Source organism: Actinacidiphila epipremni (assembly GCF_012034175.1).
In the GTDB taxonomy this organism is placed as follows: domain Bacteria; phylum Actinomycetota; class Actinomycetes; order Streptomycetales; family Streptomycetaceae; genus Actinacidiphila; species Actinacidiphila epipremni.
On sequence record NZ_JAATEJ010000031.1, the window covers coordinates 53295 to 78923 of the forward strand.

21 protein-coding genes are annotated in these 25629 nt (G+C 73.4%); 14 read left to right on the forward strand and 7 right to left on the reverse strand.

The window, feature by feature from the left end:
* Positions 1–24: 24 nt before the first annotated feature.
* Positions 25–657: an FHA domain-containing protein gene (locus HCN08_RS29725; protein ID WP_167986391.1), complete on the forward strand. Its 633-nt coding sequence runs from the start codon at positions 25–27 to the stop codon at positions 655–657.
* On the opposite strand, the gene HCN08_RS29730 is transcribed toward HCN08_RS29725, so the two are convergent.
* Together HCN08_RS29730 and HCN08_RS29735 are read right to left on the reverse strand one after the other, a co-directional pair.
* The gene (locus HCN08_RS29730) at positions 641–1834 is read right to left on the reverse strand and encodes a serine/threonine-protein kinase (protein WP_167986392.1); all 1194 of its coding nucleotides are present in this window, start codon (positions 1832–1834) and stop codon (positions 641–643) included. The genes HCN08_RS29725 and HCN08_RS29730 overlap by 17 nt on opposite strands.
* Positions 1835–1845: 11 nt before the next feature.
* Positions 1846–3009 (reverse strand): FHA domain-containing protein, encoded by a 1164-nt coding sequence (locus HCN08_RS29735; protein ID WP_167986393.1) that lies wholly within the window; start codon positions 3007–3009, stop codon positions 1846–1848.
* Positions 3010–3112: 103 nt separating this feature from the next.
* On the opposite strand from HCN08_RS29735, the gene HCN08_RS29740 reads away from it, so the two are divergent.
* A complete protein-coding gene (locus HCN08_RS29740; RefSeq protein ID WP_167986394.1) occupies positions 3113–5149 on the forward strand; it encodes an ATP-dependent DNA helicase in 2037 nt (678 codons plus the stop codon).
* A gap of 117 nt (positions 5150–5266) precedes the next feature.
* Here the strand turns inward: HCN08_RS29740 and lexA are convergent, their stop codons facing one another.
* Positions 5267–6046 carry a transcriptional repressor LexA gene (gene lexA, locus HCN08_RS29745; protein WP_031513036.1) on the reverse strand — a complete coding sequence of 260 codons (780 nt, stop codon included), beginning with the start codon at positions 6044–6046 and terminating at the stop codon, positions 5267–5269.
* Between the two features lie 550 nt (positions 6047–6596).
* Here lexA and nrdR point away from each other — a divergent pair.
* The 3 genes from nrdR (at position 6597) to HCN08_RS29760 (ending at position 10886) form a co-directional block, all read left to right on the forward strand.
* Positions 6597–7109 carry a transcriptional regulator NrdR gene (gene nrdR / locus HCN08_RS29750; RefSeq protein WP_167986395.1) on the forward strand — a complete coding sequence of 171 codons (513 nt, stop codon included), beginning with the start codon at positions 6597–6599 and terminating at the stop codon, positions 7107–7109.
* Positions 7110–7230: 121 nt separating this feature from the next.
* A complete protein-coding gene (locus tag HCN08_RS29755) occupies positions 7231–10122 on the forward strand; it encodes a vitamin B12-dependent ribonucleotide reductase (protein WP_167986396.1) in 2892 nt (963 codons plus the stop codon).
* Between the two features lie 158 nt (positions 10123–10280).
* The gene (locus HCN08_RS29760; protein WP_167986397.1) at positions 10281–10886 is read left to right on the forward strand and encodes a DUF4937 domain-containing protein; all 606 of its coding nucleotides are present in this window, start codon (positions 10281–10283) and stop codon (positions 10884–10886) included.
* Positions 10887–10992: 106 nt separating this feature from the next.
* Here HCN08_RS29760 and HCN08_RS29765 read toward each other — a convergent pair whose 3' ends face one another.
* Positions 10993–11619, reverse strand: a complete 627-nt coding sequence (locus HCN08_RS29765; RefSeq protein ID WP_167986398.1) for a TetR/AcrR family transcriptional regulator — start codon at positions 11617–11619, stop codon at positions 10993–10995.
* 77 nt (positions 11620–11696) lie between these two features.
* On the opposite strand from HCN08_RS29765, the gene HCN08_RS29770 reads away from it, so the two are divergent.
* The 6 genes from HCN08_RS29770 to HCN08_RS29795 all read left to right on the forward strand — a co-directional run bounded on the left by HCN08_RS29770 (position 11697) and on the right by HCN08_RS29795 (position 16487).
* A complete protein-coding gene (locus tag HCN08_RS29770; protein ID WP_167986399.1) occupies positions 11697–12428 on the forward strand; it encodes an SDR family oxidoreductase in 732 nt (243 codons plus the stop codon).
* Positions 12425–13258, forward strand: a complete 834-nt coding sequence (locus tag HCN08_RS29775) for an SDR family NAD(P)-dependent oxidoreductase (RefSeq protein WP_322974772.1) — start codon at positions 12425–12427, stop codon at positions 13256–13258. Before HCN08_RS29770 ends, HCN08_RS29775 begins: the two co-directional genes overlap by 4 nt.
* A gap of 66 nt (positions 13259–13324) precedes the next feature.
* On the forward strand, positions 13325–13987 hold the full coding sequence (locus HCN08_RS29780) for a histidine phosphatase family protein (protein WP_167986400.1): 663 nt from the start codon (positions 13325–13327) through the stop codon (positions 13985–13987).
* A 109-nt stretch (positions 13988–14096) separates the two neighbouring features.
* A complete protein-coding gene (locus HCN08_RS29785) occupies positions 14097–15002 on the forward strand; it encodes an ADP-ribosylglycohydrolase family protein (protein ID WP_167986401.1) in 906 nt (301 codons plus the stop codon).
* 48 nt (positions 15003–15050) lie between these two features.
* On the forward strand, positions 15051–15755 hold the full coding sequence (locus HCN08_RS29790; RefSeq protein WP_167986402.1) for a ribonuclease HII: 705 nt from the start codon (positions 15051–15053) through the stop codon (positions 15753–15755).
* A gap of 54 nt (positions 15756–15809) precedes the next feature.
* Positions 15810–16487, forward strand: coding sequence for a hypothetical protein (locus tag HCN08_RS29795; protein ID WP_167986403.1), 678 nt, complete (start codon positions 15810–15812; stop codon positions 16485–16487).
* A 33-nt stretch (positions 16488–16520) separates the two neighbouring features.
* Here the strand turns inward: HCN08_RS29795 and HCN08_RS29800 are convergent, their stop codons facing one another.
* Positions 16521–17111 carry a hypothetical protein gene (locus HCN08_RS29800; protein ID WP_322974773.1) on the reverse strand — a complete coding sequence of 197 codons (591 nt, stop codon included), beginning with the start codon at positions 17109–17111 and terminating at the stop codon, positions 16521–16523.
* A 194-nt stretch (positions 17112–17305) separates the two neighbouring features.
* Complete coding sequence (locus tag HCN08_RS29805; protein ID WP_407648912.1) at positions 17306–19585, reverse strand: RecQ family ATP-dependent DNA helicase; 2280 nt, start codon at positions 19583–19585, stop codon at positions 17306–17308.
* Between the two features lie 177 nt (positions 19586–19762).
* On the opposite strand from HCN08_RS29805, the gene HCN08_RS29810 reads away from it, so the two are divergent.
* Positions 19763–20980: a DUF4192 domain-containing protein gene (locus HCN08_RS29810; protein ID WP_322974774.1), complete on the forward strand. Its 1218-nt coding sequence runs from the start codon at positions 19763–19765 to the stop codon at positions 20978–20980.
* Here HCN08_RS29810 and HCN08_RS29815 read toward each other — a convergent pair.
* Positions 20892–22202 carry an alpha/beta fold hydrolase gene (locus tag HCN08_RS29815; protein ID WP_167986405.1) on the reverse strand — a complete coding sequence of 437 codons (1311 nt, stop codon included), beginning with the start codon at positions 22200–22202 and terminating at the stop codon, positions 20892–20894. The two genes, HCN08_RS29810 and HCN08_RS29815, sit on opposite strands and share 89 nt — an antisense overlap.
* A 390-nt stretch (positions 22203–22592) precedes the next feature.
* Between HCN08_RS29815 and HCN08_RS29820 the strand changes: the two genes are divergently transcribed.
* Positions 22593–24695 (forward strand): glycogen debranching N-terminal domain-containing protein, encoded by a 2103-nt coding sequence (locus HCN08_RS29820; protein ID WP_322974775.1) that lies wholly within the window; start codon positions 22593–22595, stop codon positions 24693–24695.
* A gap of 175 nt (positions 24696–24870) precedes the next feature.
* Positions 24871–25605: an NUDIX hydrolase gene (locus tag HCN08_RS29825; protein WP_167986406.1), complete on the forward strand. Its 735-nt coding sequence runs from the start codon at positions 24871–24873 to the stop codon at positions 25603–25605.
* The last annotated feature ends 24 nt before the right edge of the window (positions 25606–25629 follow it).

Genomic DNA, 25629 nt, shown 5'->3' on the forward strand with positions numbered 1-25629 from the left:
CGTACCGGCGGAGGGAGGGGGCTGATGCGCGAGGAGACGGGCGCCGGATCGTGCCCGGAGTGCGGCACCCCGGTTTCCTTCGCCGGGCAACTCGTCTGCCAGGGCTGCTTCGTGCCCTTCGCGCTCATGGCCGCGGCGCACGCCGCCGCCGAGCCCCGCGTCTCCCCGACCGCCCCCACCGAGCGGCTGCCCCGCCCGGCTCCGCCGCGGCCCGCGCAGCCCCCGGCCGCGGCGCCCGCGGCCATGGCCAGGGAGGGCCGCGCGGCCGACGACTCGGAGCACACCCGGGTCATCCACGTCATCCCCGGCGCCCCGCCCCACCCGGCCGGCACCCGCAGGGACGTACCACTGCACGTCCTGCGGCTGCACTTCCCCGACGGCGAGGTCGTCGAGGTGGCGCCCGGCTACTCCATACGGCTCGGCCGCGACCCGCAACTGTGCCCGGCCGTGACCTTCCTCGCGCGCCGCGACAACCTGTCGCGCATCCACGCCCGGGTCGGCGTCGAGGCCGACGGCTCGGCCTGGATAGCGGACGAGGGCTCCACCAACGGCACCTATGTGCGCGGCTACCGGCTCCCGTCGAACGAGCAGGCGCCACTGCGGCCGGGCGACACCTTCCGCCTCGCAGCCGACGTCAACGTCAACGTGCTGCCCTGACCGACGCGTACGCGGCCGTGCAGCGGGTCAGCGGATGCTCGGGGCCGAGCGCCGCGGCGGTGCTGGCGGCGAGCTCCTCGAACTGCCGGCGCGTCGCTCGGACGCCGTTCAGGCCCTCCAGGGCCCGGGCCCGGCCGAAGAGCGCGGCAAAGGACGCCGGCTCGTCCTCCGCGCCCTGGCGCACCAGGTGCTGCCGCGCCTGCCAGTAGCGGTCGTCCGCCTCGTGGAAGCGTCCCGCGGCCAGCAGCGCCTCACCCTCCTCGACGAGGGTCCACACCAGATGCCGGGCCCCGCGGTCCAGCGCGGTCGGCGTCCGCCGCAGCGCCGCGGGCCGCATCATCGCGCGCAGCCGCTCCGCCACCTCCTTGGCGTCCGCCGGGCGGTCCCGGGGCACCTTTTCGAGCAACTGGTGCACCAGGCGGGCCAGCTCCGGCGGGACCTCCGGCCGCCGGTTCACGATCGGCTCCGGCTCCTCGTGCACGTGGAGATAGGCGTAGCCGATGTAATTCCCCGCGGTGAACGGCGGCCCCTCGGCGAGCATCGCGTAGAGGACGCAGCCGAGCGAATACAGGTCCGACTGCGCGGTGACCTCACCGCCGAGCGCCTGCTCCGGGGTGAAATACGGCGGCGATCCGAGCAGTGCCTGCGGCTCGGTATAGCGCGTCGCGTCCGACTCGCTGTTCGCGACCAGGCCGAAGTCGCAGATTTTGACGACGCCGTCCGGGAGCAGCATCAGATTCTCGGGCTTGATGTCGCGGTGCACCAGGCCGCGCTCGTGCGCGTGCTGCAACCCCGCGCAGATCTGCGCGCCATAGGCGAGGACGTCCGGCACCGGCAGCCCGCCGCGGTCCAGCAATACGCGGCGGAAATCGGTGCCCGCCAGCAACTCCATGACGAGGAACGGCCGGCCTTCGTGCTCGCCGGCGTCGTGGACCGTCGCCACATTGGGGTGGCTGAGCCCGGCAGCGGCGACCGCCTCCCGGCGGAAACGGCCCTGCCTTTCACTGCGTTCGACCTCGGCCCACTCCGGGCGCAGCATCAGGACCTTCACCGCGACCCGGCGGCCCAGGCTCTGGTCGACGGCCGTGTAGACCTGCCCGAACCCGCCGCCGCCCAGCAGTTCCTCCAGCCGGTAGCGACCGCTGAGGACCGTACCGGTGCCCACCTCGCCCGTCACGCGAACCCCGCTCATTCCATGCCGTGCAACGGCAGCCGCATCATGGTCGGCTCCGCCACCGCGGCGCTCTCCTGCGGTCCGACCGTACCGTCGGTCGGGTCGTCCTCGAAGACGAACTGGCGCCCGCTCGGCAGCAGTTCCAGCCGGTCGTGCAGCATCACCGACTCACCCCTGTGCAATATGCGCACGATTCCGCGGGCCAGCGGCAGCACGGTGTCCCGGTCGGGCAGCCTGCGCCGCACCCTCGTACCGTTCGCACTGCGCTCGTCCAGGACGCTCAGCGCGCCGCCCTGGTAGCGCAGCACCACATGCGTACGGCTCACGGACTCCACCGCGGTGTCGTCGATCCAGGCGCCGAGCGCCACGCCGCCGCCGGCCGGCGCGCGGCCCACGGCCACCGGCTCGCCCTCGGTCACCATGAAGCGGCCCCGCACCGTCCCGTCCATGACCACCTTGACCTGCGCGCGGGGCGCACGCGGCCCGGCGTCGGCGAGCGGCACGCCGTGCGTGGGGCACAGCACCTGGTCCTTGCGGCGGCGGGGCAGCGCCGTCCCGGGATGCTCGGCGGAGCCGAACAGCGGGCAGCCGGGCTCCGGGCAGCGCCACTCGCGGCTGAGCACCGCGCGGTGGCGGGCCGACGGCTCCCAGCGCCGGACCACGCCCGCCTGCAGCAGCAGCCCTTCCTCCTCCTTGCGGGAGACCTGCCACTCCTCGGGCACCGGCATGATCCGCGGGCGCACGCCCACGCTTCCGTCGGGCTGCAGGACAGGGCGCAGGAAGCGGTCCCGGTCGCCGGGGATCCACGGGTAGGCGCGGTGGAAGTCCAGGAAGTTGTCGGCGCTGACCACCCGCAGGCCGAGCGCGTCGGCCAGCTCCAGGATGCGGTCGTCCGCGCGCGGCAGCACTTCCAGCTTCCCGCCGGCGTACCAGCGGCCGAGGTCGTGGCGTTCGGCGGCCGTCAGGCGCCCGTCGGTGAGCAGCGCGCGGTCGGTGATCGCGTACACCTGCACGGCCGGGTCGCGGGCGAAGTCCGCCAGCGCGTCCAGTACGCCCGCGAGCCGGGCGAGGTCCGCGGCCCGCTCGCCGCCGAGCGCCGGTTCGCGTACGACGTTGGCCACGTCGATCACGTACTCCGCGGCCGAGGTGTCCAGGGTCAGGCGGCGCTCGAACGGCATGTGTCCAGAAGCTAGCACCGCCCGGCCGGACCGGTCGCCGGGACGGGTGGAAGGCGTGGAATCGGACGGCGTTGTCGGTGGCTGCCCGTAGGCTTGCCTTCCTATGACTGACACGTCCCCACCCGCACTCACCGACCTGCTGCACGCCGCCGTCACCGCCGTCGGAGGCGTGGAGCGGCCCGGGCAGGTCGCCATGGCCGAGGCCGTCGCCGCCGCCGTGGACGACACATCGCATCTGCTCGTCCAGGCCGGCACGGGCACCGGCAAGTCCCTGGGGTATCTGGTGCCCGCGCTCGCCCACGGCGAGCGCGTGGTGGTCGCCACCGCCACGCTGGCGCTGCAGCGCCAGCTCGTGGAGCGGGATTTGCCCCGTACGGTCGCGGCCCTCAAGCCGCTGCTGCGCCGCGAGCCGCAGTTCGCCATGCTCAAGGGCAGGTCGAACTATTTGTGCCTGCACCGCCTCCACGAGGGCGTGCCGCAGGACGACGAAGAGGGCCTGTTCGACCCCTTCGAGGCCGCCGCGCCGACCAGCAAGCTCGGCCAGGACCTGCTCCGTATGCGCGACTGGGCGGACGAGACGGAGACCGGCGACCGCGACGGCCTGACCCCCGGCGTCTCGGACCGGGCGTGGGGCCAGGTGTCGGTCAGCTCGCGGGAGTGCCTGGGCGCGACCAAGTGCGCCTACGGTGCCGAGTGCTTCGCCGAGGCGGCGCGGGAGCGCGCCAAGCTGGCCGACGTGGTGGTCACCAATCACGCGCTGCTGGCGATCGACGCCATCGAGGGCACACCGGTGCTGCCCGCCCACGAGGTGCTGATCATCGACGAGGGGCATGAGCTCGTCTCCCGGGTGACGGGTGTCGCGACGGGCGAGCTGACCCCCGGAAGCGTGAACCGCGCGGTCAAGCGCGCCGCCCGGCTCGTCAACGAGAAGGCCGCCGACGCCCTGCTGAGCGCCGCCGAGGGCTTCGAACGGGTCATGGAGCTGGCGCTGCCCGGACGGCTGGAGCAGATCCCCGAGGATCTGCTCTACGTCCTGTCCGCGCTGCGCGACGCCTGCCGGCAGGTCATCACCGCGCTGGGCGACACGCGCGACAAGTCGGTGCAGGACGAGGACGCGGTGCGCAAGCAGGCCCTCGGCGCCGTGGAGAACGTGCACGACGTGAGCGAGCGGCTCGTCGCGGCGTCGGAGTACGACGTGGTGTGGTGCGACCGCCACGACCGCTTCGGTGCCTCGCTGCGGATCGCGCCGCTCAATGTGTCCGGCCTGCTGCGCGAGAAGCTGTTCACCGAGCGCTCCGTCGTGCTGACCTCCGCGACCCTCAAGCTCGGCGGGGACTTCAACGGGGTGGCCGCCTCGATGGGCCTTTCCGCCGAGGGCACCGCGGGGGAGGGGGAGGCACGCTGGAAGGGCATCGACGTCGGCTCGCCCTTCGACTACCGCAAGCAGGGCATCCTGTACGTCGCCCGGCATCTGTCCGCGCCGGGCCGGGACGCGGGCCGCGCCGACATGCTGGACGAACTGGCCGAGCTGATCGAGGCGGCGGGCGGCCGTACGCTCGGGCTCTTCTCGTCGATGCGGGGCGCGCAGGCGGCTGCGGAGGCGATGCGCGAGCGGCTGGACCATCCGGTGCTGCTGCAGGGCGAGGAGACCCTGGGCGAGCTCATCAAGGCCTTCGGGCAGGACGCCCGGACATGCCTTTTCGGCACGCTGTCGCTGTGGCAGGGCGTGGACGTGCCGGGGGCGAACTGCCAGTTGGTGGTCATGGACCGGATTCCCTTCCCGCGCCCCGACGACCCGCTGATGAGCGCCCGGCAGAAGTCGGTGGAGGAACACGGCGGGAACGGATTCATGGCGGTCGCCGCCACGCATGCCGCGCTGCTGATGGCGCAGGGCGCCGGGCGGCTGATCAGGGCCTCGGGAGACCGCGGGGTCGTCGCGGTGCTGGACCCGCGGCTCGCGACCGCCCGCTACGGCGGCTTCCTGCGGGCGTCCATGCCCGACCTCTGGTACACGACCGACCGCAACCAGGTGCGCCGCTCACTGGCCGCCATCGACGCGTCGGCGAAGGCCGCGTCCGCGGAGAAGGCGACCGGGAAGGTCCCCGGGACGACTGCCGAGAAGGCCGCGGTCACGGCCTGAGCACCCCGCTGCGGTGCGCGGAGAAGCACTCCGGCCGCGGAGGAACAGTCCGGCCCCGGAACCGTCGTACGGATTCCGGGGCACGCGGACGAGCGGCCGGGGCCGAGCGGTCGGGGCTCAGACGCGGCGCAGCACCGCGACGACCTTGCCCAGGATGGTCGCCTCGTCGCCGGGGATGGGCTGGTAGGCGGCGTTGTGCGGCAGCAGCCACACATGGCCGTTGTCCCGCTTGAAGCGCTTGACGGTGGCCTCACCGTCCAGCATGGCCGCGACGATGTCGCCGTTCTCGGCGACCGGCTGGCGGCGGACGGTGACCCAGTCGCCGTCGCAGATGGCGGCCTCGATCATCGAGTCACCAACCACCTTCAGCACGAACAGCTCGCCGTCGCCCACGAGTTGACGCGGCAGCGGGAAGACGTCCTCCACCGACTCCTCGGCGAGGATCGGCCCGCCGGCGGCGATCCGGCCGACCAGCGGCACATAGGAGGCCGAGGGCTTGCCGGAGGTGTCGGTCGGCTGCGGGTGCCCCGCGTCCGAGGCGCGCACTTCGTACGCCCGCGGGCGGTGCGGGTCGCGGCGCAGAAAGCCTTTCCGCTCCAGTGCCATGAGCTGGTGGGCGACCGAGGACGTGCTGGACAGGCCCACGGCCTGGCCGATTTCCCGCATGGACGGCGGGTATCCGCGGCGCTGCACCGAATCCCTGATGACGTCGATGACCCTGCGCTGGCGTTCGGTGAGGCCGGAGCTGTCGGCGCGAATACCCGGGGGCCGTCCGGGAAGGGAGCGCGCGGGCTTCGGGCTGTTCTCTTCGTTCATCACGTCCAACGGGCCGATTCGATCCGGGGAGCGGTCATGGGCGGTCAATGTCGCTGTGGCGCTCTCTGCGGCGGTGGTCACGGCGGCCCCTTTCGAGATGTTCTCCCACCGCATGAAGTGCGGGAGGCCCGCTTCCCAGCCGCGGGCAGTTAGTACAACGGTAGTGGGTTTCGAAAGGTTGCGCCAAACACACGTTCGAGTGAATTTGCATAAATCCGCTGACGTGATCAAGGTACCGGGTGTATTGATCGAATGGAAGTTCGATTCTCGAAGAGGTCTGCGCGCCCCGCGCCGTTCCTCCCGCACCGCGGGAAGCGGCGGCCGTGACCCTGCGGTGGCGCCGCCCTCCAGTGTGTCACCGACACCCCGGCCGCGCCGCCGACCGCGGACCTCCGGTGGCGCGCCCGGCGGGCGGCTTGCGACACGCGGAAGGAGCGGGTTGAATCCGTCCCACCACATCTAGTGGTTGGATGTGACCCGGCCACCACGGGTTGTGGTCCGATGAAGGCCCCCCTGGGTGCAACGCCGAGAGAATCACCTATGCTTGGGGCTGCTTCCCGGGGTCGTACGACGTTGCGGGAGCCTTGTCGCCGTGCGCGCTCCCCAGGGAGCGAGGGAGGGAGTAGGAACGATGCACTGCCCCTTCTGCCGGCACTCCGACAGCCGTGTCGTCGACAGCCGCACCACGGACGACGGCGCCTCGATCCGCAGGCGCCGGCAGTGCCCACACTGCAGCCGCCGGTTCACCACGGTGGAGACGGCGTCACTGATGGTGATCAAACGCAGTGGCGTCACCGAACCCTTCAGTCGCAGCAAGGTGATCGCCGGCGTGCGCAAGGCATGCCAGGGCCGCCCCGTCACGGAGGACGCGCTAGCCCAGCTCGGGCAGCGGGTCGAGGAGGCGGTCAGGGCCACCGGCAGCGCGGAGCTGTCGACCCACGACGTGGGACTGGCCATACTCGGCCCGCTCCAGGACCTCGACGTCGTCGCGTATCTGCGGTTCGCCTCGGTGTATCGCGCGTTCGATTCGCTGGAGGACTTCGAGACGGCCATCAGGGAGCTGCGCGAGCAGCTGCCACCCACCACTCCTGGCGGACTCGACGAGGACCTCGGCGTCCCCGCGCCCGCATCCGCCGCCGACTGAGCAGCGGCGCGCAGGACACACATCTTGTTGCCGGAGCGCCACGCGCCGAGGCCATGGACAACACCGTGCTGCGGGAAGAACCGCGCACATCAGGGCGTTTTCGCCCGTATAGGGAGGCGGAATGACAGAGACGACGAGCGGCCCGGCACGCGGTTCCCGCACCAAGGGATCCAAGGCGTCCAAGGGTCTGCGTGTGGAGCGCATCCACACCACGCCGGGCGTTCACCCGTACGACGAGGTGGTCTGGGAGCACCGTGACGTCGTCATGACCAACTGGCGCGACGGCTCGATCAACTTCGAGCAGCGCGGCGTGGAGTTCCCCGACTTCTGGTCGGTGAACGCGGTCAACATCGTCACCAGCAAGTACTTCCGCGGCGCGGTCGGCAGCCCGCAGCGCGAGAAGAGCCTGAAGCAGCTCATCGACCGGGTCGTGCTCACCTACCGCCAGGCCGGCGAGAAGCACGGCTATTTCGCTTCCCCCGACGAGGCGGACGTCTTCGAGCACGAGCTGACCTACGCCCTGCTGCACCAGGTCTTCAGCTTCAACTCGCCGGTGTGGTTCAACGTCGGCACCGCGCAGCCGCAGCAGGTCTCCGCGTGCTTCATCCTGTCCGTCGACGACTCCATGGAGTCGATCCTCGACTGGTACAAGGAAGAGGGCATGATCTTCAAGGGCGGCTCCGGAGCCGGCCTGAACCTGTCCCGTATCCGCTCCTCCAAGGAACTGCTCTCCTCCGGCGGCAACGCCTCGGGCCCGGTGTCCTTCATGCGCGGCGCCGACGCGTCGGCCGGGACCATCAAGTCGGGCGGTGCCACCCGCCGCGCCGCCAAGATGGTCGTCCTGGACGTCGACCACCCGGACGTCGAGGCCTTCATCGAGACGAAGGTCAAGGAGGAGGAGAAGATCCGCGCCCTGCGCGACGCGGGCTTCGACATGGACCTGGGCGGCGACGACATCACCTCCGTCCAGTACCAGAACGCCAACAACTCCGTGCGCGTCAACGACGAGTTCATGAAGGCGTACGAGTCCGGGTCCTCCTTCGGGCTGCGCGCCCGCATGACCGGCGAGGTCATCGAGGAGGTCGACGCGCGGGCGCTGTTCCGCAAGCTCGCCGAGGCCGCGTGGGCGTGCGCCGACCCCGGCATCCAGTACGACGACACCATCAACCACTGGCACACCTCGCCGGAGACCGGCCGGATCACCGCCTCCAACCCGTGCAGCGAGTACATGCACCTGGACAACTCCAGCTGCAACCTGGCCTCGCTGAACCTGCTCAAGTTCCTTCGTGACGACGGCAAGGGCACCCAGTCCTTCGACGTCGAGCGCTTCGCGAAGGTCGTCGAGCTGGTTATCACGGCGATGGACATCTCCATCTGCTTCGCCGACTTCCCGACCGAGAAGATCGGCGAGACCACCCGCGCCTTCCGCCAGCTCGGCATCGGCTACGCCAACCTCGGCGCCCTGCTCATGGCGACCGGCCACGCGTACGACTCCGACGGCGGGCGCGCGCTCGCCGGGGCCATCACCTCACTGATGACCGGCACGTCCTACAAGCGCTCCGCCGAACTGGCCGCGGTCGTCGGCCCGTACGACGGATACGCCCGCAACGCCGACGCCCACAACCGCGTCATGAAGCAGCACTCCGACGCCAATGGCGCCGCCCGCCGGATGGACGACCTCGACACCCCGGTGTGGGCCGCGGCGACCGAGGCGTGGCAGGACGTGCTGCGGCTCGGCGACAAGCACGGCTTCCGCAACGCGCAGGCATCGGTGCTCGCGCCGACCGGCACGATCGGCCTGATGATGGACTGCGACACCACGGGTGTCGAGCCGGACCTGGCCCTGGTGAAGTTCAAGAAGCTGGTCGGCGGCGGGTCGATGCAGATCGTGAACAACACCGTGCCCACCGCGCTGCGCCGGCTCGGCTACCAGCCCGAGCAGGTCGAGGCGATCGTCGCCCACATCGCCGAGCACGGCAACGTCGTCGACGCGCCCGGGCTGAAGCACGAGCACTACGAGGTCTTCGACTGCGCCATGGGCGAGCGGGCGATCTCGGCGATGGGCCATGTGCGCATGATGGCCGCGGCCCAGCCGTTCCTGTCCGGGGCGATCTCCAAGACGGTCAACCTGCCGGAGTCGGCCACGGTCGAGGAGGTCGAGGAGGTCTACCACCAGGGCTGGAAGCTCGGCCTGAAGGCGCTGGCGATCTACCGCGACAACTGCAAGGTCGGCCAGCCGCTCTCGGCGAAGAAGAAGGACGACAAGAAGGACGAGGTCGCGTCGGAGCAGGCCGCGCCCGCCCCCGCGGCGGCGGAGAAGGTCGTGGAGTACCGCCCGGTGCGCAAGCGGCTGCCCAAGGGCCGCCCCGGCATCACCACGTCCTTCACCGTCGGCGGCGCCGAGGGCTACATGACGGCGAATTCGTACCCCGACGACGGTCTGGGCGAGGTCTTCCTGAAGATGTCCAAGCAGGGCTCCACCCTGGCGGGCATGATGGACGCCTTCTCCATCGCGGTGTCCGTCGGCATGCAGTACGGCGTGCCGCTGGAGACGTACGTCTCGAAGTTCACCAACATGCGCTTCGAGCCGGCGGGCCTGACCGACGACCCGGACGTGCGGATGGCGCAGTCGATCGTCGATTACATCTTCCGCCGACTCGCGCTGGACTTCCTGCCGTTCGAGACCCGCTCCGCCCTCGGTATCCACTCCGCCTCCGAGCGGCAGCGGCACCTGGACACCGGCTCGTACGAGGCCGGCGAGGACGACGTGGACGTGGAGGGCCTCGCCCAGTCCGCGCCGCGCCAGGTCGAGCCGCGCACGCCGCTGACGGTGGCCAAGCCGGCCGCGCAGGCACCGGCCCCGAAGGAGGCGCACAACTCCACGGAGCTGCTGGAGATCCAGCTCGGCCTCAACGCCGACGCCCCGCTGTGCTTCTCCTGCGGTACGAAGATGCGCCGCGCGGGCAGCTGCTACCTGTGCGAGGGGTGCGGCTCGACCAGCGGCTGCAGCTGACCGGTCGTCGCCGGGAGGCGGACGGCGCCCGCTGATCCGCTGAGCGGTGCGTGACGGACGAGGGCGGGGAGCGTGACGGGCTCCCCGCCCTCGCGCATGCCCGGAAGGTTGCGGCCGAGCGGCGAAACCGACGGCCGCCGCACCACTACGATGGCGCGGTGTTGGTGAAGTGGATACGCTGCGGCGTCCTCGACCGTGACGGTTTCGACCGGGGTCAGCGCACCTGGGTGGCGCTCAGGGAACGGCCGGGCTTCCACGGCCAGGCGGGGGGCTGGAGCCGTTCACAGCCCGGCGTGGCCCATCTGTTCGGCTTCTGGGACGGGCAGCAGTCCTACGACGCCTTCATGGCAGGGCCGCACGCGGAGCTGGCGGCGGCGCAGGCCGGCACCTACGAGATGCTGGCCGCGCGGACGTTCACCCACCGGCTGGACGTCAAGGTGGGGTTCGAGCCGCGCTTCACGGACGCGGACCTGCTGCGGGTGGCGCTGTGCAAGGTGCGCCCGGAGCGGGTCGACCACTTCACGCAGATGCAGGAGCGGGTCTGGAACCCCGCGATGGCCGGGTCTCCCGGCATGCTGCGCGGGCTGTTCGCCGAGGGGTCGGACAGCGACTTCCTGGTGCTCTCGGCGTGGGATTCGGCCACCGAGCACGGCAAGTACCGCGAAGGGGCGGTGACGCGGCTTTCGGAGCGGGCCGACCTGGACGCCGATGTGCTGTCGGTCGCGGGCGACATCGTCGACGTCGTGCCGGGGTGGACCGTCTGAGCACCTGACCGTCCGACTCGTCAGAGCCGTCGGACTCGTCAGAGCCGTCAGGCACGTCGGACCGGCGTCCTGCCGGGTGCGGTGGTGCTCCGGGGCCGCGCCGTGATCAGTCCGCCGGCGGCGGTACGGGCCCGCGGGCGGCGTCCGGGCGCAGCAGCTCGGCCAGGGCCGCGGTGATCTGCCCGGCGAGCTCGGAGTCCACCGGGGCGTGGTGGCTGATCAGGCGGTACCACATCGTCCCGAAGGCGAAGTCGACGGCGAGGTCGAGGGACATCGCGGCGTCCGAGAGCTCGCCGCCGGCGACGCCTCGGGCCAGCAGGTCGCGCAGCGCCTGGCGGCGCGGGCCGATGACGGTGCCCTGGAGCCGCCGGGAGAGCTCCGGGTCGTGCTGCGCCTCGGCCATCAGCCCGACCAGCGCGTTGCCGGTGAGCGCGGTGGTCAGGGAGAAGGTCGCGTCCAGCAGCATGCGCACGTCGCTCAGCGTGTCGCCGGTCTCCGGGTTCAGCTGTTCCGCCCTGAGCAGCGCGAGGTCGCGCAGGGCGTCGATCAGCACGTCCTGCTTGGCCGGCCACCACCGGTAGACGGTCTGGCGTCCGACGCCCGCCTTCTCCGCGATGCCCTTCATCGTCAGCGCCTGGTAGCCGCTGCTCCGGCAGAGCTCCAGCGCCGCGTCGAGCACCGCGCGTCTGGCCGTCTCGCTGCGGGGCCTGCCCCGTACGGGTGTCTCGTCCATGAACTCACTTTACAAGGCATGGTGTCTCGCATATCGTTGTTAACGAGTCAGGATGTCTCGTAAATGGGGAGCGCGCAATGCCCGAACCGACACAGTGTGTCGTCGTCATCGGTGGCACGTCCGGAATCGGCCTGGCGACGGCCGAGGAGCAGCTGCGGGCCGGCCGCCGGGTGGTCGTCACCGGCCGCGACAAGGCCCGGCTCGACGCCGCGCTGGCCCGGCTCGGCGAGGGCGCGACGGGCGCGGCGCTCGACGCGCTGGACGAGGCGGCGACCCACGAATTCTTCGAGGGGCTCGGCGAGATCGACCATGTGGTGGTCGCCGTCACCGGCAGCACGGCGGCCGGCCCGTTCGGCGCGCTGCCGATAGCCGACCTGCGGGCGGCGGCGGAGGGCAAGCTCGTGGCCCAGACGATCGCGGCGCAGGCGGCCCTGAAGGCGCTGTGCCCCGGCGGCTCGATCACCTTCGTGACCGCCGGCTCCTCCGGCGCCGCCCGGCCCGGGACCGCCGGCCTGGCCGCGGTCAACGCGGCGGTCGAGGCCATGGTCCCGGTGCTCGCCGTCGAACTGGCCCCGACAAGGGTCAACGCGGTCTCGCCCGGCATCATCGAGACCCCCTGGTGGGACTGGATGGACGACGAGACGCGCCGCCGCACCTTCGAGGACTACGCGCGCTCCGCACCCGCCGGCCGGGTGGGGCGTCCGGAGGACATCGCCGGAGCGATCGGCTACCTCATCGGGGCGACGTTCACCACCGGTGTGGTGCTCTCCGTCGACGGCGGGTCGCGGCTGCGGCCGGCGGCGCTGTGACCGCGCCCGGGCGGCGGACCGTCCTGATCACCGGCTCCACCGACGGCATGGGCCGCTGGCTGGCCCAGCGCCTCGCCGAGGCGGGCGACCGGGTCCTGGTCCACGGCCGGGACGCCGAGCGGGCCGCGCAGGTGCGGGACGCCGTCCGGGAGGCCACCGGCGAGGACCGCGCCGAGGTGCTGCTCGCCGACCTGTCACGGCTGCCCGAGGTCGACCGGCTCGCCGACGAGGTCCTCGCCCGTACCGAGCGGCTGGACGTCCTGGTCAACAACGCCGGGATCGGCGCCTCACCCGGCGGCGCCCGGCAGGTCGACGCGTACGGCATCGAGCGCCGGTTCGCCGTGAACTACCTGGCGGGATACCGGCTGACCCGCCGGCTGCTGCCGCTGCTCACGGCGTCCGCACCGGCCCGTGTCGTCAACGTCGCCTCCGCGGGGCAGCAGGCCATCGACTTCGCCGACCCGATGCTGGAGAAGGGCTACGACCCGATGCGGGCGTACGCGCAGAGCAAGCTCGCCCAGATCATGTTCACCTTCGACCTCGCGCAGGAGCTCAGCGGGACGGGCGTGACGGTGGACGCGCTGCATCCGGCGACGTTCATGGACACCACCATGGTCCGGGAGAGCGGCATAAGCCCCTGGAGCACGGTCGAGGAGGGCGGGGCGGCCACCCTGCGGCTCATCAACGCCGCCGGCTCCGGCAGCGGGCGCTACTTCAACGGCACGAGCCAGGCCCGCGCCGACCGGCAGGCGTACGACGCCGGCGCCCGCGAGCAGCTCAGGCGCCTGTCGGAGGAACTGACGGCGGGGCCCGCGGGCACCGGGCGCTGACCCGCCGGCGATCGGGCCGGCGGCCCCGCCGAGCCGCGGGCCCGGTCGCACCATAGGGTGAACGGCATGGGACGTCCTCGCCGTATCGTGCTCATCCGGCACGGTGAGTCCCAGGGCAACCACGACGACACCATCTACGAGCGGGTGCCGGACCACGCCCTGGAACTCACCGCGAAGGGTCTGCGCCAGGCCACCGAGGCCGGAGCCCGGCTGCGCGAGGTGTTCGGAGACGAGCGCGTCCAGGCGTTCGTCTCCCCCTACCGCCGCACCTGGCACACCTACCGCGCCCTGGGCCTGGACCCGCGGCTCACCCGGGCCAGCGAGGAGCCGCGGCTGCGGGAGCAGGACTGGGGGAACTGGCAGGACATCGAGGACATCCAGCGCCAGCGCAAGGCACGCGACGCCTACGGCCACTTCTTCTACCGCTTCGCGATGGGGGAGAGCGGCGCGGACGTCTACGACCGGGTCGGCACCTTCCTGGAAACGCTCTACCGCGCCTTCGACAAGGACGACTTCCCGCCCAATGTGCTGATGGTCACCCATGGGCTGACCATGCGGCTGTTCTGCATGCGCTGGTTCCACTGGACTGTCGAGGAGTTCGAGGCGCTGTCCAACCCGGACAACGCCGAGACGCGCATGCTGCTCCTGCAGTCGACCGGCCGCTATGTGCTCGACCGGCCGTTCGACCGGTGGCGCACACCGGGGCCGCCCGGCGGCGGCTACGCCTGAGCGGACGGGAGGGAAAGCGCGCCGCGGGTGAGTCGTGGGCGAGTCACGGGTGAGTTTCGGCACAAGGAGATTGACCCGGAACAGGCACGATGTCAGAGTTTCCGACGTCATGACGCCTCTCACCTCCCCTTCCGCCCCCCTCTCCCGTGCCCTCAGCAGCCTGCGCGGCCTGTCCGTGGGCGACGCCCTGGGCTCGCAGTTCTTCGTCCCGGCCCACTACCCCGCCCTGCAGAACGGCGAACTGCCGCCCGGCAGTTGGCAGTGGACCGACGACACCGAGATGGCCTGCTCGATCGTCGCCGTCCTCGCCGCCCACGGACGTATCGACCAGGACGCGCTCGCCCTGTCCTTCGCCGAGCACCACGACTTCGACCGCGGCTACGGCCCGGCCGTCAACCGCATGCTGCGGCTGATCCGGCAGGAAGGGGCCGACTGGCGCGAACTGGCGGCGGGCCTGTTCAACGGGCAGGGCTCATGGGGCAACGGCGCCGCGATGCGCGTCGCCCCGCTGGGAGCCTGGTACGCCGGCGACCCGGTCCAGGCCACCCACCAGGCGGAGATCTCGGCGTACACCACCCACCAGCACCGCGAGGCCGTGGCCGGCGCGATGGCGGTGGCGGCAGCCGCGGCACTGGCCGCCGACCTGGCGGGCCCGCAGGACCCCGCCGCGCTGCTCGCCGCCGTCGTGGAGCTCGTCCCGCGCAGCGCCGTACAGGCCGGCATCCGCAGGGCCGCCGACATGCTCGACTACGCCGACGTCGCCACCGTCGCCGCCGTCCTCGGCTGCGGGCGGCGCACCAGCGCCCACGACACCGTCCCCTTCGCCCTGTGGTCGGCCGCCCGCCATCTCGGCGACTACCGGCAGGCGTTCTGGACCACCGCCAAGGCCGGCGGCGACATCGACACCACCTGCTCCATCGTCGGCGGCATCGTCGCCGCCCGCCCCGGCGGCGAGCCCCCGGCGACCTGGACCGCGCGGACCGAAGCACTGCCCGACTGGGCCACGGTGTCCTGATCACCCCGTGGAGGCCGCCCGCAGGCGGCGGGTAGGCTGGTCCCCGCCATGGTCTTCCCACCACCCACCCACAGCGTCGAGCGGTCGATGCGCGCCACGCTCGGCGTGCGGACCGTCGCAGGCATCGACGAGGTGGGCCGCGGGGCGTGGGCCGGACCCGTCACCGTCTGCGCGGCCGTCACTGGACTGCGCCGCCCGCCGGACGGCCTCACCGACTCCAAGCTGATCCCCCCGGCCCGCCGCACGCAGTTGGCGTCCGTGCTCACCGGCTGGGTGACGTCCTACGCGCTCGGCCACGCCTCGCCCGAGGAGATCGACGACCTGGGGATGACCGCCGCTCTGCGGCTCGCCGCGCTGCGTGCCGTCGACGGACTGCCCGAGGCCCCCGACGCCGTCATCCTCGACGGCAAGCACAACTACCTCGCCGGCGGCGGCTCGTGGCACGTGCGTACCGTCATCAAGGGCGACCAGTCGTGCGTCGCCGTCGCCGCCGCCTCGGTCATCGCCAAGGTGCACCGGGACGCGCGGATGGCCGAACTCGGCACGCAGTACGCGCCGTTCGCCTTCGGGGAGAACGCCGGATATCCCTCGCCCGTGCACCGCCTGGCGCTGGAGGAGCACGGACCGACGCCGCTGCACCGGCTGTCGTGGGCCTACCTGGACTCCCTGCCGCGCTGGCAGCATCTGAAGAAGGTCCGCACCCCGGACGACACAGCGGACGACGCAGGGGAACAACTCGGTTTCGATTTCTGATCCGGGCCCCACCCCCCGCTGCGCATTCGATGCGCGTTTGATAGACATCAAGTCATGCCTCTCACCCCCGAGGAGCCTCAGATTCACGAGAGTGTCCCGGGTCCCCGCACTGCTCCGACCAGCGGCCGGAGTGCGTCGACCCCCCGTCCTGTCCCGCGCCCGCCCCGGCCCGCCGCGCCGCGGCCCGGGCCGCCCAGGGCAGTCGCCGCCGTCGGCTCCGCTGCCGGCGGCGCCGGTGCCGGCCAACTCGGCGCCACCGGTCCCGCGGCTGCGAACCAGTCCGCCCCCGGTGCTGCCGCTCCGGCCGCCCCGGCCGTGCCCGAACAGCGCCGCAACGCCTCCGGTTCCGCCCAGATCCAGCTCATCCCCGCTCCCGTCGACGGCGCACTCGACGCCGCCGAGGAGACCGTCGACCTGCTGCTCGACACCGGCCGCGCCCCGGGCGAGGTCCTGGTGCTCACCACCGGCGAGCAGCACCCGTGGGCCGTGCACGAACTGAGCTTCGGCGAAGCCTCGTACTGGGCCCAGCACGACGCGGCCGACGACGTCTTCTACGCCGACATCTCCGCCTCGCGCGCCGGCGGCCGACCCGTCGTCGTCGTGGCGCTCAACGGCGGCGACGACAAGACGCTGCCGCAGGCACTGGCCGGGGCGCTCGCCCGGGCCGGCGTCCTGCTCATCGTGTGCGGGGACCCCGCCCGTATCAACAGCCTTCTCGGCGCCAGCGCCTGAGCGTCTCCGGGCGGATCCGCCGCCCGGGGCCGCTCAGCGCACCGACGCCCGGCGCAACGCGGGCGTGGCGCCGGGCGCCTGCACCGCGGGTGTGCCGGCGCGGTCGTGCGACCACGAGGCGGCGTTCGGCGTACGCCCCGCGCGGTTCTCGCCGATGACGTGCCAGCCGTCACCGGTGAGCGTCACGTACGAGCCGCAGCGCAGGCCGTGCAGCGTGCAGGCGTCCCGCAGGCCCCACATCCAGGCGCCGTCCTCCGCGGTCCAGCCGGGGATGCCGTCACGGCACACCATCAGCACGGCGGTGCGGACCGGCTTGCGCAGCCGCAGGTCGTGCGGGATGACCCGGCGCAGGTGGGACAGCAGGGCGTTGCGGCGCTCCCACCCGTCCACGACGCCGGTACGGAAGGCGAAGGAGGCGCTCGCGCGGATCCGCCCGTCCGGGTCGTACGCCGCGACGACCGCGGTGGTGGGGGCCGGGAGGTGCCGGGCGTACAGGTCCTTGACGACCTCGCGGGGGCTCGCCAGCAGCGGTACGCCCATGTCGGCCCACTCGGCCGGCTCCAGCGTGCGGGTGATGAGGGACACGGCGGCGGAGGACGTCTCCGGAACGAACCCGATGGTCACGGTCCTCCCTTCGCGGATACACCCGTAGGACCGGCCGCGGGCGTGCGCCGGTCAGAGGGCTCGGAGAGCCGTTCGGGGATCCGCGTCCAATTCTTCCCCGCGTAGTGTCCTGCGGCAACGGGCAATTGCCGCCCCCGACCGGAATGAGCCCGTCCGCCGGATAGATTCCGCACCGCCCGCGGCCTGCGGGTCTTTCACCCCTGGACGGCCAGGACCAGCGGAAACACCGCGGGGGCGCCGGCCTGGCGCAGCAGGCGCGCGGTGACGGCGAGTGTCCATCCGGTGTCGGCGTAATCGTCGACGAGCAGCACCGGACCGCCGGCCGCCTTCACAGCTTCAACCAACTCCGGAGGAAGGACGAACGCTGCGTGCAGTGCCCGTACGCGCTGGGCACTGTTGCTGCGGGCGATCGCACCGGGGTCGGCGCCGCCAGCGTATTCCACCCTCCCGAGCAGCGGCAGCCGTCCGACCTCGGCAATCGCCGAGCCGAGGGAGCCGACCAGCACATCGTGGCGGCGCGAGGCGACCGTGACGACACCCGCGGGGCGCGCGGGGGCGCCGGATTCACCACTGGCCCAGCCGCCGGGACCGCGCGCCCAGTCCGACAACACCTGCACCACGGCGTCCACCGCGTCCTTCGGTACGGGCCGGTCGGCGGCGCCGTCCGTGAACAGCGGGCGCAGGCGGTTGCCCCAGCCGATGTCCGACAGCCGGCCCAGCGCACGCCCCACGGCCGCCTGATCGCCCGCCGCGATACGGCCCTTGAGGGCGACGCCCACCGCGTCGAGGCCGGTCGGCCACATCTTGCGCGGCTCCAGCTCCACCCCGGGCCGGCCCAGCGCCTGGCGCGCCAGGTCCAGGGACCGCGCGGAGACCTCCACCGGGAAACGCGCGCCCGCGCAGTTGTCGCACCGCCCGCACGGCGCGGCCTGCTCGTCGTCCAGCTGCCGGCGCAGGAACTCCATACGGCAGCCGGTCGTCGTCGCGTAGTCGCGCATCGCCTGCTGCTCGGCCGCCCGTTGACGCGCCACCCAGGCGTAGCGCTCCGTGTCGTACGCCCAGGGCCGGCCGGTCGCTGTCCATCCGCCGCGCACCCGGCGTACGGCGCCGTCCACGTCCAGCACCTTGAGCATGATCTCCAGCCGGGAGCGGCGCAGATCCACCCGGCTCTCCAGCGCGGGCAGCGACAGCGGCCGGTCCGCCTCCTCCAGTACGGCCAGGGTGCGGCGGACCTGCTCCTCCGGCGGGAAGGCCAGCGAGGCGAAGTAGCGCCAGATCGCCTCGTCCTCGCGGCCGGGGAGCAGCAGCACCTCGGCGTGGTCCACGCCGCGGCCGGCCCGGCCGACCTGCTGGTAGTAGGCGATCGGCGACGACGGCGACCCGACGTGCACGACGAAGCCGAGGTCCGGCTTGTCGAAGCCCATGCCGAGCGCGGACGTCGCGACCAGCGCCTTGACCCGGTTGGCGAGCAGGTCCGCCTCGGCCTCCTGCCGTTCGGCGTTCTCGGTGCGGCCGGAGTAGGCGGCGACGGGGTAGCCGCGCTGCCGGAGGAAGGCGGTGATCTCGTCCGCCGCGGAGACGGTCAGGGTGTAGATGATCCCCGAGCCGGGGAGGGTGCCGAGGTGGTCGGCGAGCCAGGCCAGGCGGTGCGCGGCGTCCGGCAGCCGCAGCACGCCGAGGGACAGGCTCTCGCGCTCCAGCGGGCCGCGCAGCACGAGTGTGCCCGCGGGGCCTTCTTCCTGGCGCCCGTCCTGCTGTTTTTCCTGCTTCCCCTCCTGCCCTTCCTGCCCCTGCTGCTCTGCCGCCCGTCGCGCCTCGTGACCCGAGTCCGCGGCGCCGGTGCCGAGTTGCTCGGCGACGTCCGCCGTCACCCGGGCGTTCGCGGTCGCGGTGGTCGCCAGCACCGGGACGCCGGGCCTGAGGTCGGCCAGCATCGTGCGCAGCCGCCGGTAGTCGGGGCGGAAGTCGTGGCCCCAGTCGGAGATGCAGTGCGCCTCGTCCACCACCAGCAGGCCGGTGGTCGCCGCGAGCCTGGGCAGCACCTGGTCGCGGAAGTCGGGGTTGTTGAGCCGCTCGGGGCTGACGAGCAGCACGTCCACCTCGCCGGCCGCCACCTCGTCCTCGACGGTGCTCCATTCCTCGATGTTGGAGGAGTTGATCGTGCGCGCCCTGATCCCGGCGCGGGCGGCGGCCTCCACCTGGTTGCGCATGAGCGCGAGCAGCGGGGAGACGATCACGGTCGGGCCTGCGCCGCGCTCGCGCAGCAGCGCGGTGGCCACGAAGTAGACCGCCGACTTGCCCCAGCCGGTGCGCTGCACCACCAGCGTCCTGCGGGCCTGCGCGACCAGGGCCTCGACCGCGCGCCACTGGTCCTCGCGCAGCCGCGCGGCTCCCGGCTCGGCGCCGACGAGGCGGCTGAGGACGAGGTCGGCGGCGGCGCGCAGCTCGCTGGTGGTGTCCGTCATGGCGTCCATGCAACAGGACGGCACGGGTGGGGCGCCAACCGCGACGCCGGCTGCGGACGGTGCGGGGCTGGGTTTTCCACAGCCGAACGGGCGATCTGGTGCGGGGTGGTGCGGGTACGGCAAGCTCGACTCATGACACAGAGCAACGAAGTCGCATACGGAGAGTCATCGTCGTCGCCGGCCCCGGTGGTCGACGATCTGAAAGTAGTCCTGCACGGGCCCGGGGACCTGGCTGCCGCTGTTCCGTTCCTGATGGGCTACCACCCGACGGACAGCGTCGTCCTTCTCGCCCTGCACGGCGAGGAGGGCCGCTTGGGCGGGAGAGTACGGCTCGCGCTCCCCGAGAGCCCGCAGGAGCTGGACCAATGGCCGGAGGCAGCCAGGCGGCTCGCGGCCTGCCTGGTCGAGGGGAGCGTACGGCGGGCGGGCCGGCCCGCGTCCGTGGTCGTCTTCCTCTGCCGGGACCCGCGTGCGGGCGAGCGCTCCCGCGAGGTGATGGAGCGGCTGCGACCGCTCGCCCAGGAACTGCGCGTGGCCTTCGGGGCGCTGGACGTCCCCGTGGTCGAGGCGCTGTGCGTCTCGGGCGGTCGCTGGTGGTCCTACTGCCGCCCGGGGCCGGACGAGGGGGACGGGGGCGCGGACGTGGGGGTGCCGCTCGCCAAGCCCGGCGCGTCCACCATCGCCGCCGCGGCGGCCTACGCCGGTATCCCGATGCCGGCCACCCTGCGGGAGTTGGAGGACCGCTTCAAGCCGGCTGGGCCCCAAGGCGCCGAGCTGAAGGCGGCGCTCGACCGGGCCTGCAGGCAGCTCGTCCCGCGCATGCTGGACCGGGCGGACAGCCCGTCCGTCGCCGAGGAGACGGTCGCGCTGGCCCGGGCGGCACTGGACAAGTTCACCGCGGCGCCGCCCATCGGCGACCCGGTGCGGTCCGACCGGCGCGACGACGGCCTCCTCGACGACGCGGAGGCCGCCGAGATGATCCTCGGGCTCCAGGACCGGGCGGCCCGCGACCGGGTCGTCGAGTGGGCCGGCCCCGCCACCGCCGCCTCGGCCATCCGGCTCTGGCGGGCGCTGGCCAGGCGCTGCGCCGGACCGTACGCCGAGCATGCGGCGGCGCTGCTCGCCCTGACGGGCTGGGTCGCCTGGTGCTCGGGCGACGAGGCGGAGGCACGCGTCGCGCTGGGCCTGGCACTGGAGCTGGAACCGCACCACTCCTTCGCGCTGCTGCTCCTGCACGCCATCGGCCAGGGGCTTGACCCGGACGTGGTGCGGCGCTCGGTGCGCGGCGGGCGCCGCCGGAGGATCACCGAGGCGGCTACAGTTCGCCGCGGACCAGCCGGACCAGCCGGTCGAGGACCCGGCCGTCGCTCACCCGGAGACCGTCGTGCTCGTATTCGTCGGTGATCCAGGTCCGCAGGCCCCGGATCGACCGGGCAGTGGCCAGCGAGTCGACGGTGTCGACGAACATGTCGTCGTGGTAGACGGCGGCGGCGACCGGCACACCGTTGTGCGCGAGCCTGGCCGGGTCGTAGAGGTCCGGCCACTGCTCGCGCTGCGCCAGCAGCTCGGCCGTCTCGCGCAGTGGTGCAAGCGCCGGGTCGGTGTCGAACATCCAGGGATGGATGGTCTCGCCGGTGAAGAGGACGGGCGCGTCGCCCGCGAGGGCGGCGTCGGCGTCGAAGGCGGGGAATTCGCCCCTGATCCGCTCGGCCGCCCACCGGGTGCCCTCCTCGGACACCGAGCGCTGGCCGTAACTCGCCTCGTGGAGCAGGGCGTAGAGGGGCGCGCCGGCGAAGGAGAGGTGGGCCTGCGCCTGCGAGAGGAAGGAGTCGGACAAGACGGGCCCGCTGGGACCGGCGACGAAGGCGTCCTCCAGCAGGTAGTGCAGGACGTGCGAGCCGCTGCCGAAGCCCAGCATCCGGCCGAGCGCCTGGAAGGCGGGCAGGGTGAGCAGTCCGCCGTCGGGCAGCCCGGCCGGGCGGTCGCGCAGGTGGCGGGCGATGTCGCGGACCCGGTCGGCGTCCTCGGGGTAGCGCGCGAAGTGGGCGGCGTTCTTGTGCTGGATACGCGGGTAGGCCGCACGGTAGACGTCGTCGGCGGACGCCCGCAGGCCCGGGAGACCGCCGGTGATCAGTACCTCGCGCAGGCCCTCGGGGGCGAAGGAGAGGTAGGTGACGGCGCAGAAGCCGCCGAAGCTCTGGCCGAGCACGCTCCACCGGGAGTCGTCGCCGACCAGCCGCCGCCGGAAGAGCTCGCAGTCGCGGACGATGGAGTCGGCGCGGAAGTGCCGCAGGTAGTCCGCCTGGGCCGCCGCGTCCCCGCGCAGCGGCAGCGTCTGGCGGGTCGCCGGAGTGGAGCGGCCGGTGCCGCGCTGGTCGAGCAGCAGCACGCGGTAGTCCTCCAGCGCACGCGAGAGCCAGCCGTCCCTGCCCAGCGGGCGCGGGCTGCGGTTGCCGGGGCCGCCCTGGAGGAAGAGCAGCCACGGCAGTTGCCCGGCATCCCGGCCGGCCGCCACCACCTCCCGCGCATAGACCTCGATGTGCTCGCCGTCGGGCACGGCGTGGTCGAGGGGCACGGGCAGGACGTGGTCGGTGACGACGACGCCGGGCAGGCGGTGGACGGGCATGGGGCCTCATTTCTGCGGTTCTCACGGACGACGCCGCGGCGGGCGCGGGGTCTTTCCTCCAGGAACCGTAGACGGCGCGTGACCTGGGCGGTCGGTGCGCCGTTCACCAGGCGTGCAGCAGTCACCGCAGCAGCCGGGGAAGGGCGCGGACGCGACCCGGGGATACGACGCCCTGCGGTGGCGGGCCGGGGTGCGGGTCCCTGCGCGGCGGCCTCGTTCACGGCGGTCGCTGGTGGGGTGGTCCGTCGGGCAGTGGTCACCGTTACGGCGGTCCCTTGGGCGGCGGCCCTCCGTGCGGCGGTCCGCTGCCTGCCGGTCCCTTGCGCGGTGGGGCGGGAAGCGGTGACGGCACCGCCGCGCCCGGGTCCTGCGCGGGGCGGGCAGCTGCCGGTGGCCGTCCATGACGCGCTGGTCTGCGTCGCCGCGCCGGCCCTGGCCGTCTGCGACCGGGACGGGCAGTTGCGCGGCGCGGGGGTCGCCGGCCTCTACCGGGACGGGCGGCGGTTGCTGGCGCGCTGCGTGCTGACGGTGGCGGGCGCGGAGCCGGTCACCGTGCAGGCCGGGATGGCGGGTGCGGACCGGGTGCGCTTCGTGGCGGTGGCGCGGACGGCGGCGGACCGCGGGCCGGATCCCGCCGTGACGGTGGAGCGGGTGAGGTCCGCCGAGGGCGTCGAGACGATCACGGTGACCAACTCCGGTCCGGCGCGGGCGCTTTTGCCGGTGGAGATCACGTTGGGCACTGACCTGGCACCGCTCGCCGCGGTCGCCGCCGGCCGGGCGGCGGCGGGCGTGCCCTGCACGGTCAGCGGGGCGGGGCTGCGCTGGTCGGACGGGGAACGGACGGTGCGGACCACCGTCCGGCCCGCGCCCGACGTGGTGCTCGCGGCGACCGGGGTGCTGGGCTGGCGGCTGGACGTGCCGGCGGGCGCGTCACGGGTGATCGAGCTGCGGACCGGGCTCGGGCCGCCGCCGGGCGGCGGTCCCGGTGGCCGCTCGGGCACGGAGTCCCGGGGCGACTCCGACGCGGGGCCGCTCGCCGGCCCCGGCTCGTGGTCGTGGTCGCGGTCGCGGTCGCGCGGGAGTACGGGAGCCGGCGGCGGCGTCGGACCGCGAGCAGCCGCCGGGGACGGCAGCGTTGGGTCGGCGCCTGCCGCTTTCGCGCGGCCCCCGCTGCTGTGGCCGGCGGCGGAGCTGGAGGCGGACGATCCGCGGGCGGGAGCACTGCTGCGCACCTCGCTCGACGATCTGCAGGGCCTGCTGCTGCGGGACCCTCGGCATCCCGCCGACCTGCATGTGGCCGCCGGCGCTCCGTGGCGTCTGGCGACGGTGCCGCCCGACGCGCTGTGGGCGGCACGGATGCTGCTGCCGTTCGGCACGCGCCTGGCGGCCGGGACGCTGCACACGCTCGCACGGATCCAGGACCCGGGAAGCGGGCGGATCGGGGGTCCGGCCCGCGATACGGGCCCGCAGTTGCCGCCGCTGTCCTGCGCGGTGGAGGCGACGCCGCTGTTCGTGACGGTGCTGGCCGAGGCATGGCGATGGGGGCTTCCGGCGCGGGAGGTGGAGCCGCTGCTGCCCGCGGCGGAGCGGTGCCTGGGGTGGTTGCGCGGGGTCGCCACGGCGTCCGCGGCCGAGGGGCTGATCGCCGACCCGGCGCCGGGCGGGCCGCTGCGGGCGGAGGTGCAGGCGTATGCGCACCGGGCGGCGCTGCAGGGTGCGGACCTGCTGGAGGCGTTCGGCCGACCGGGGGCGCAGGAGTGGCGGGAGCGGGCGGCGGGGATGAGGGCCGCCTTCCGGCGGCGGTTCCTGCGCGACGGCCCGGCGGGCGTGCGGCCGGTCGTCGCGTGCACGGCGGACGGCAGGGCGCTCGACGTCGTGGCGTCGTCGCTGGCGCATCTGCTGGACGGCGGGCTGGCGGGTGCGGGCGGGACGACGCCGGGGCTGCTGGACAAGGAGCAGAAGGCGCAGCTCGCGCGGTTGCTGGCGGCGCCGGACATGGACGGCGGCTGGGGCCTGCGGACGCTGTCCGCCGCAGCGCCGGGGTTCAGTGCGTTCGGGCACCGCAGCGGGGCGGTGCGCGTGCACGACACCGCGGTGGCGGTGACCGGGCTCGCGGCAGCGGGGCTGGAGGAAGCGGCGGCGTCGCTGCTCGGCGGCTTGCTCGGCGCGGCGGAGGCGTTCGGGATGCGGCTGCCGGAGATATACGCGGGGGAGCAGCGGGTGCGGGGACGTGCGCCCTGCCCGCATCCGGTGGCGTGCCGGCCCGCAGCGCTCGCGGCGGCCGGGGCGGTGCATGTGCTGGCCGCGCTGGCGGGTGTGCGGCCGGACGTGCCGGGCGGCAGCGTGGCGCTGCGGCCACTGGTGTGCGCGCCGGCGGGCGCGGTGCGGGTGAGCGGCCTGCGGGTGGCGCAGGCGCCGTTCGCGGTCCGCGTCGGCCGGCTGGGCACCGCGATGGTGGAGGAGGCGGCGCCCGGGCTGCGGCTCGGGGCCTGAGCGGTGGGTGCGGCGTCGGGCGCCCGCCCGGGGCCGGGGGCGAGCCGTACCGGACCCGGACCCGGGGGCGAGCCGGACCGGGCCGCGGGGGCGCGCCGGGCGGGGGAGCGCATGAGGTGATCGCGGAGGTGTCGATCCGGCTGATTATCGTCAAGCAGACGACTAAGATCGCGGCATGTCGCCCTACGACCCGTCGGCCTTTCCGCCCTTCGCCGTGACCGTCGACCTGGTCGTGCTCACGGTGCGGCATCACGCGCTGTGTGCGTTGTCCGTGCGGCGCGGGGAGCCGCCGTTCCAGGGGCGGTGGGCGCTGCCCGGCGGGTTCGTGCGGGCCGACGAGGATCTGTCGCAGGCCGCGGCGCGGGAGCTGGCCGAGGAGACCGGGCTGCGGGCGCAGAGCGGCGCGCACCTCGAACAGCTCGCGACGTACGGCGATCCGCAGCGTGACCCGCGGATGCGGGTGGTGAGCGTCGCCCATCTGGTGCTGGCGCCGGACCTGCCCGCGCCGCGGGCCGGCGGGGACGCGCGCAGCGCACGCTGGGCGCCGGTCGGGACGCTGCTGGGCGAGGACGGCCCGGACCACCCCGGCGACGCCCCGCCGCTGGCCTTCGACCATGCGCGGATCCTGGCCGACGGGGTGGAGCGGGCCCGGTCGAAGATCGAGTATTCGTCGCTGGCCACGGCCTTCTGCCCGCCGGAGTTCACGGTGGGGGAGTTGCGCCGGGTGTACGAGGCGGTGTGGGGAGTGGCGCTCGACCCGCGCAACTTCCACCGCAAGGTGACCGGCACGGTGGGCTTCCTGGTGCCGACCGGTGGGACGACGACGCGTCAGGGCGGGCGCCCCGCACAGTTGTTCAGGGCGGGCGGGGCCACCCTGCTCAATCCGCCGATGCTGCGACCCGAGGTGTAGTTATCGGGCATTATGCCCGAATTG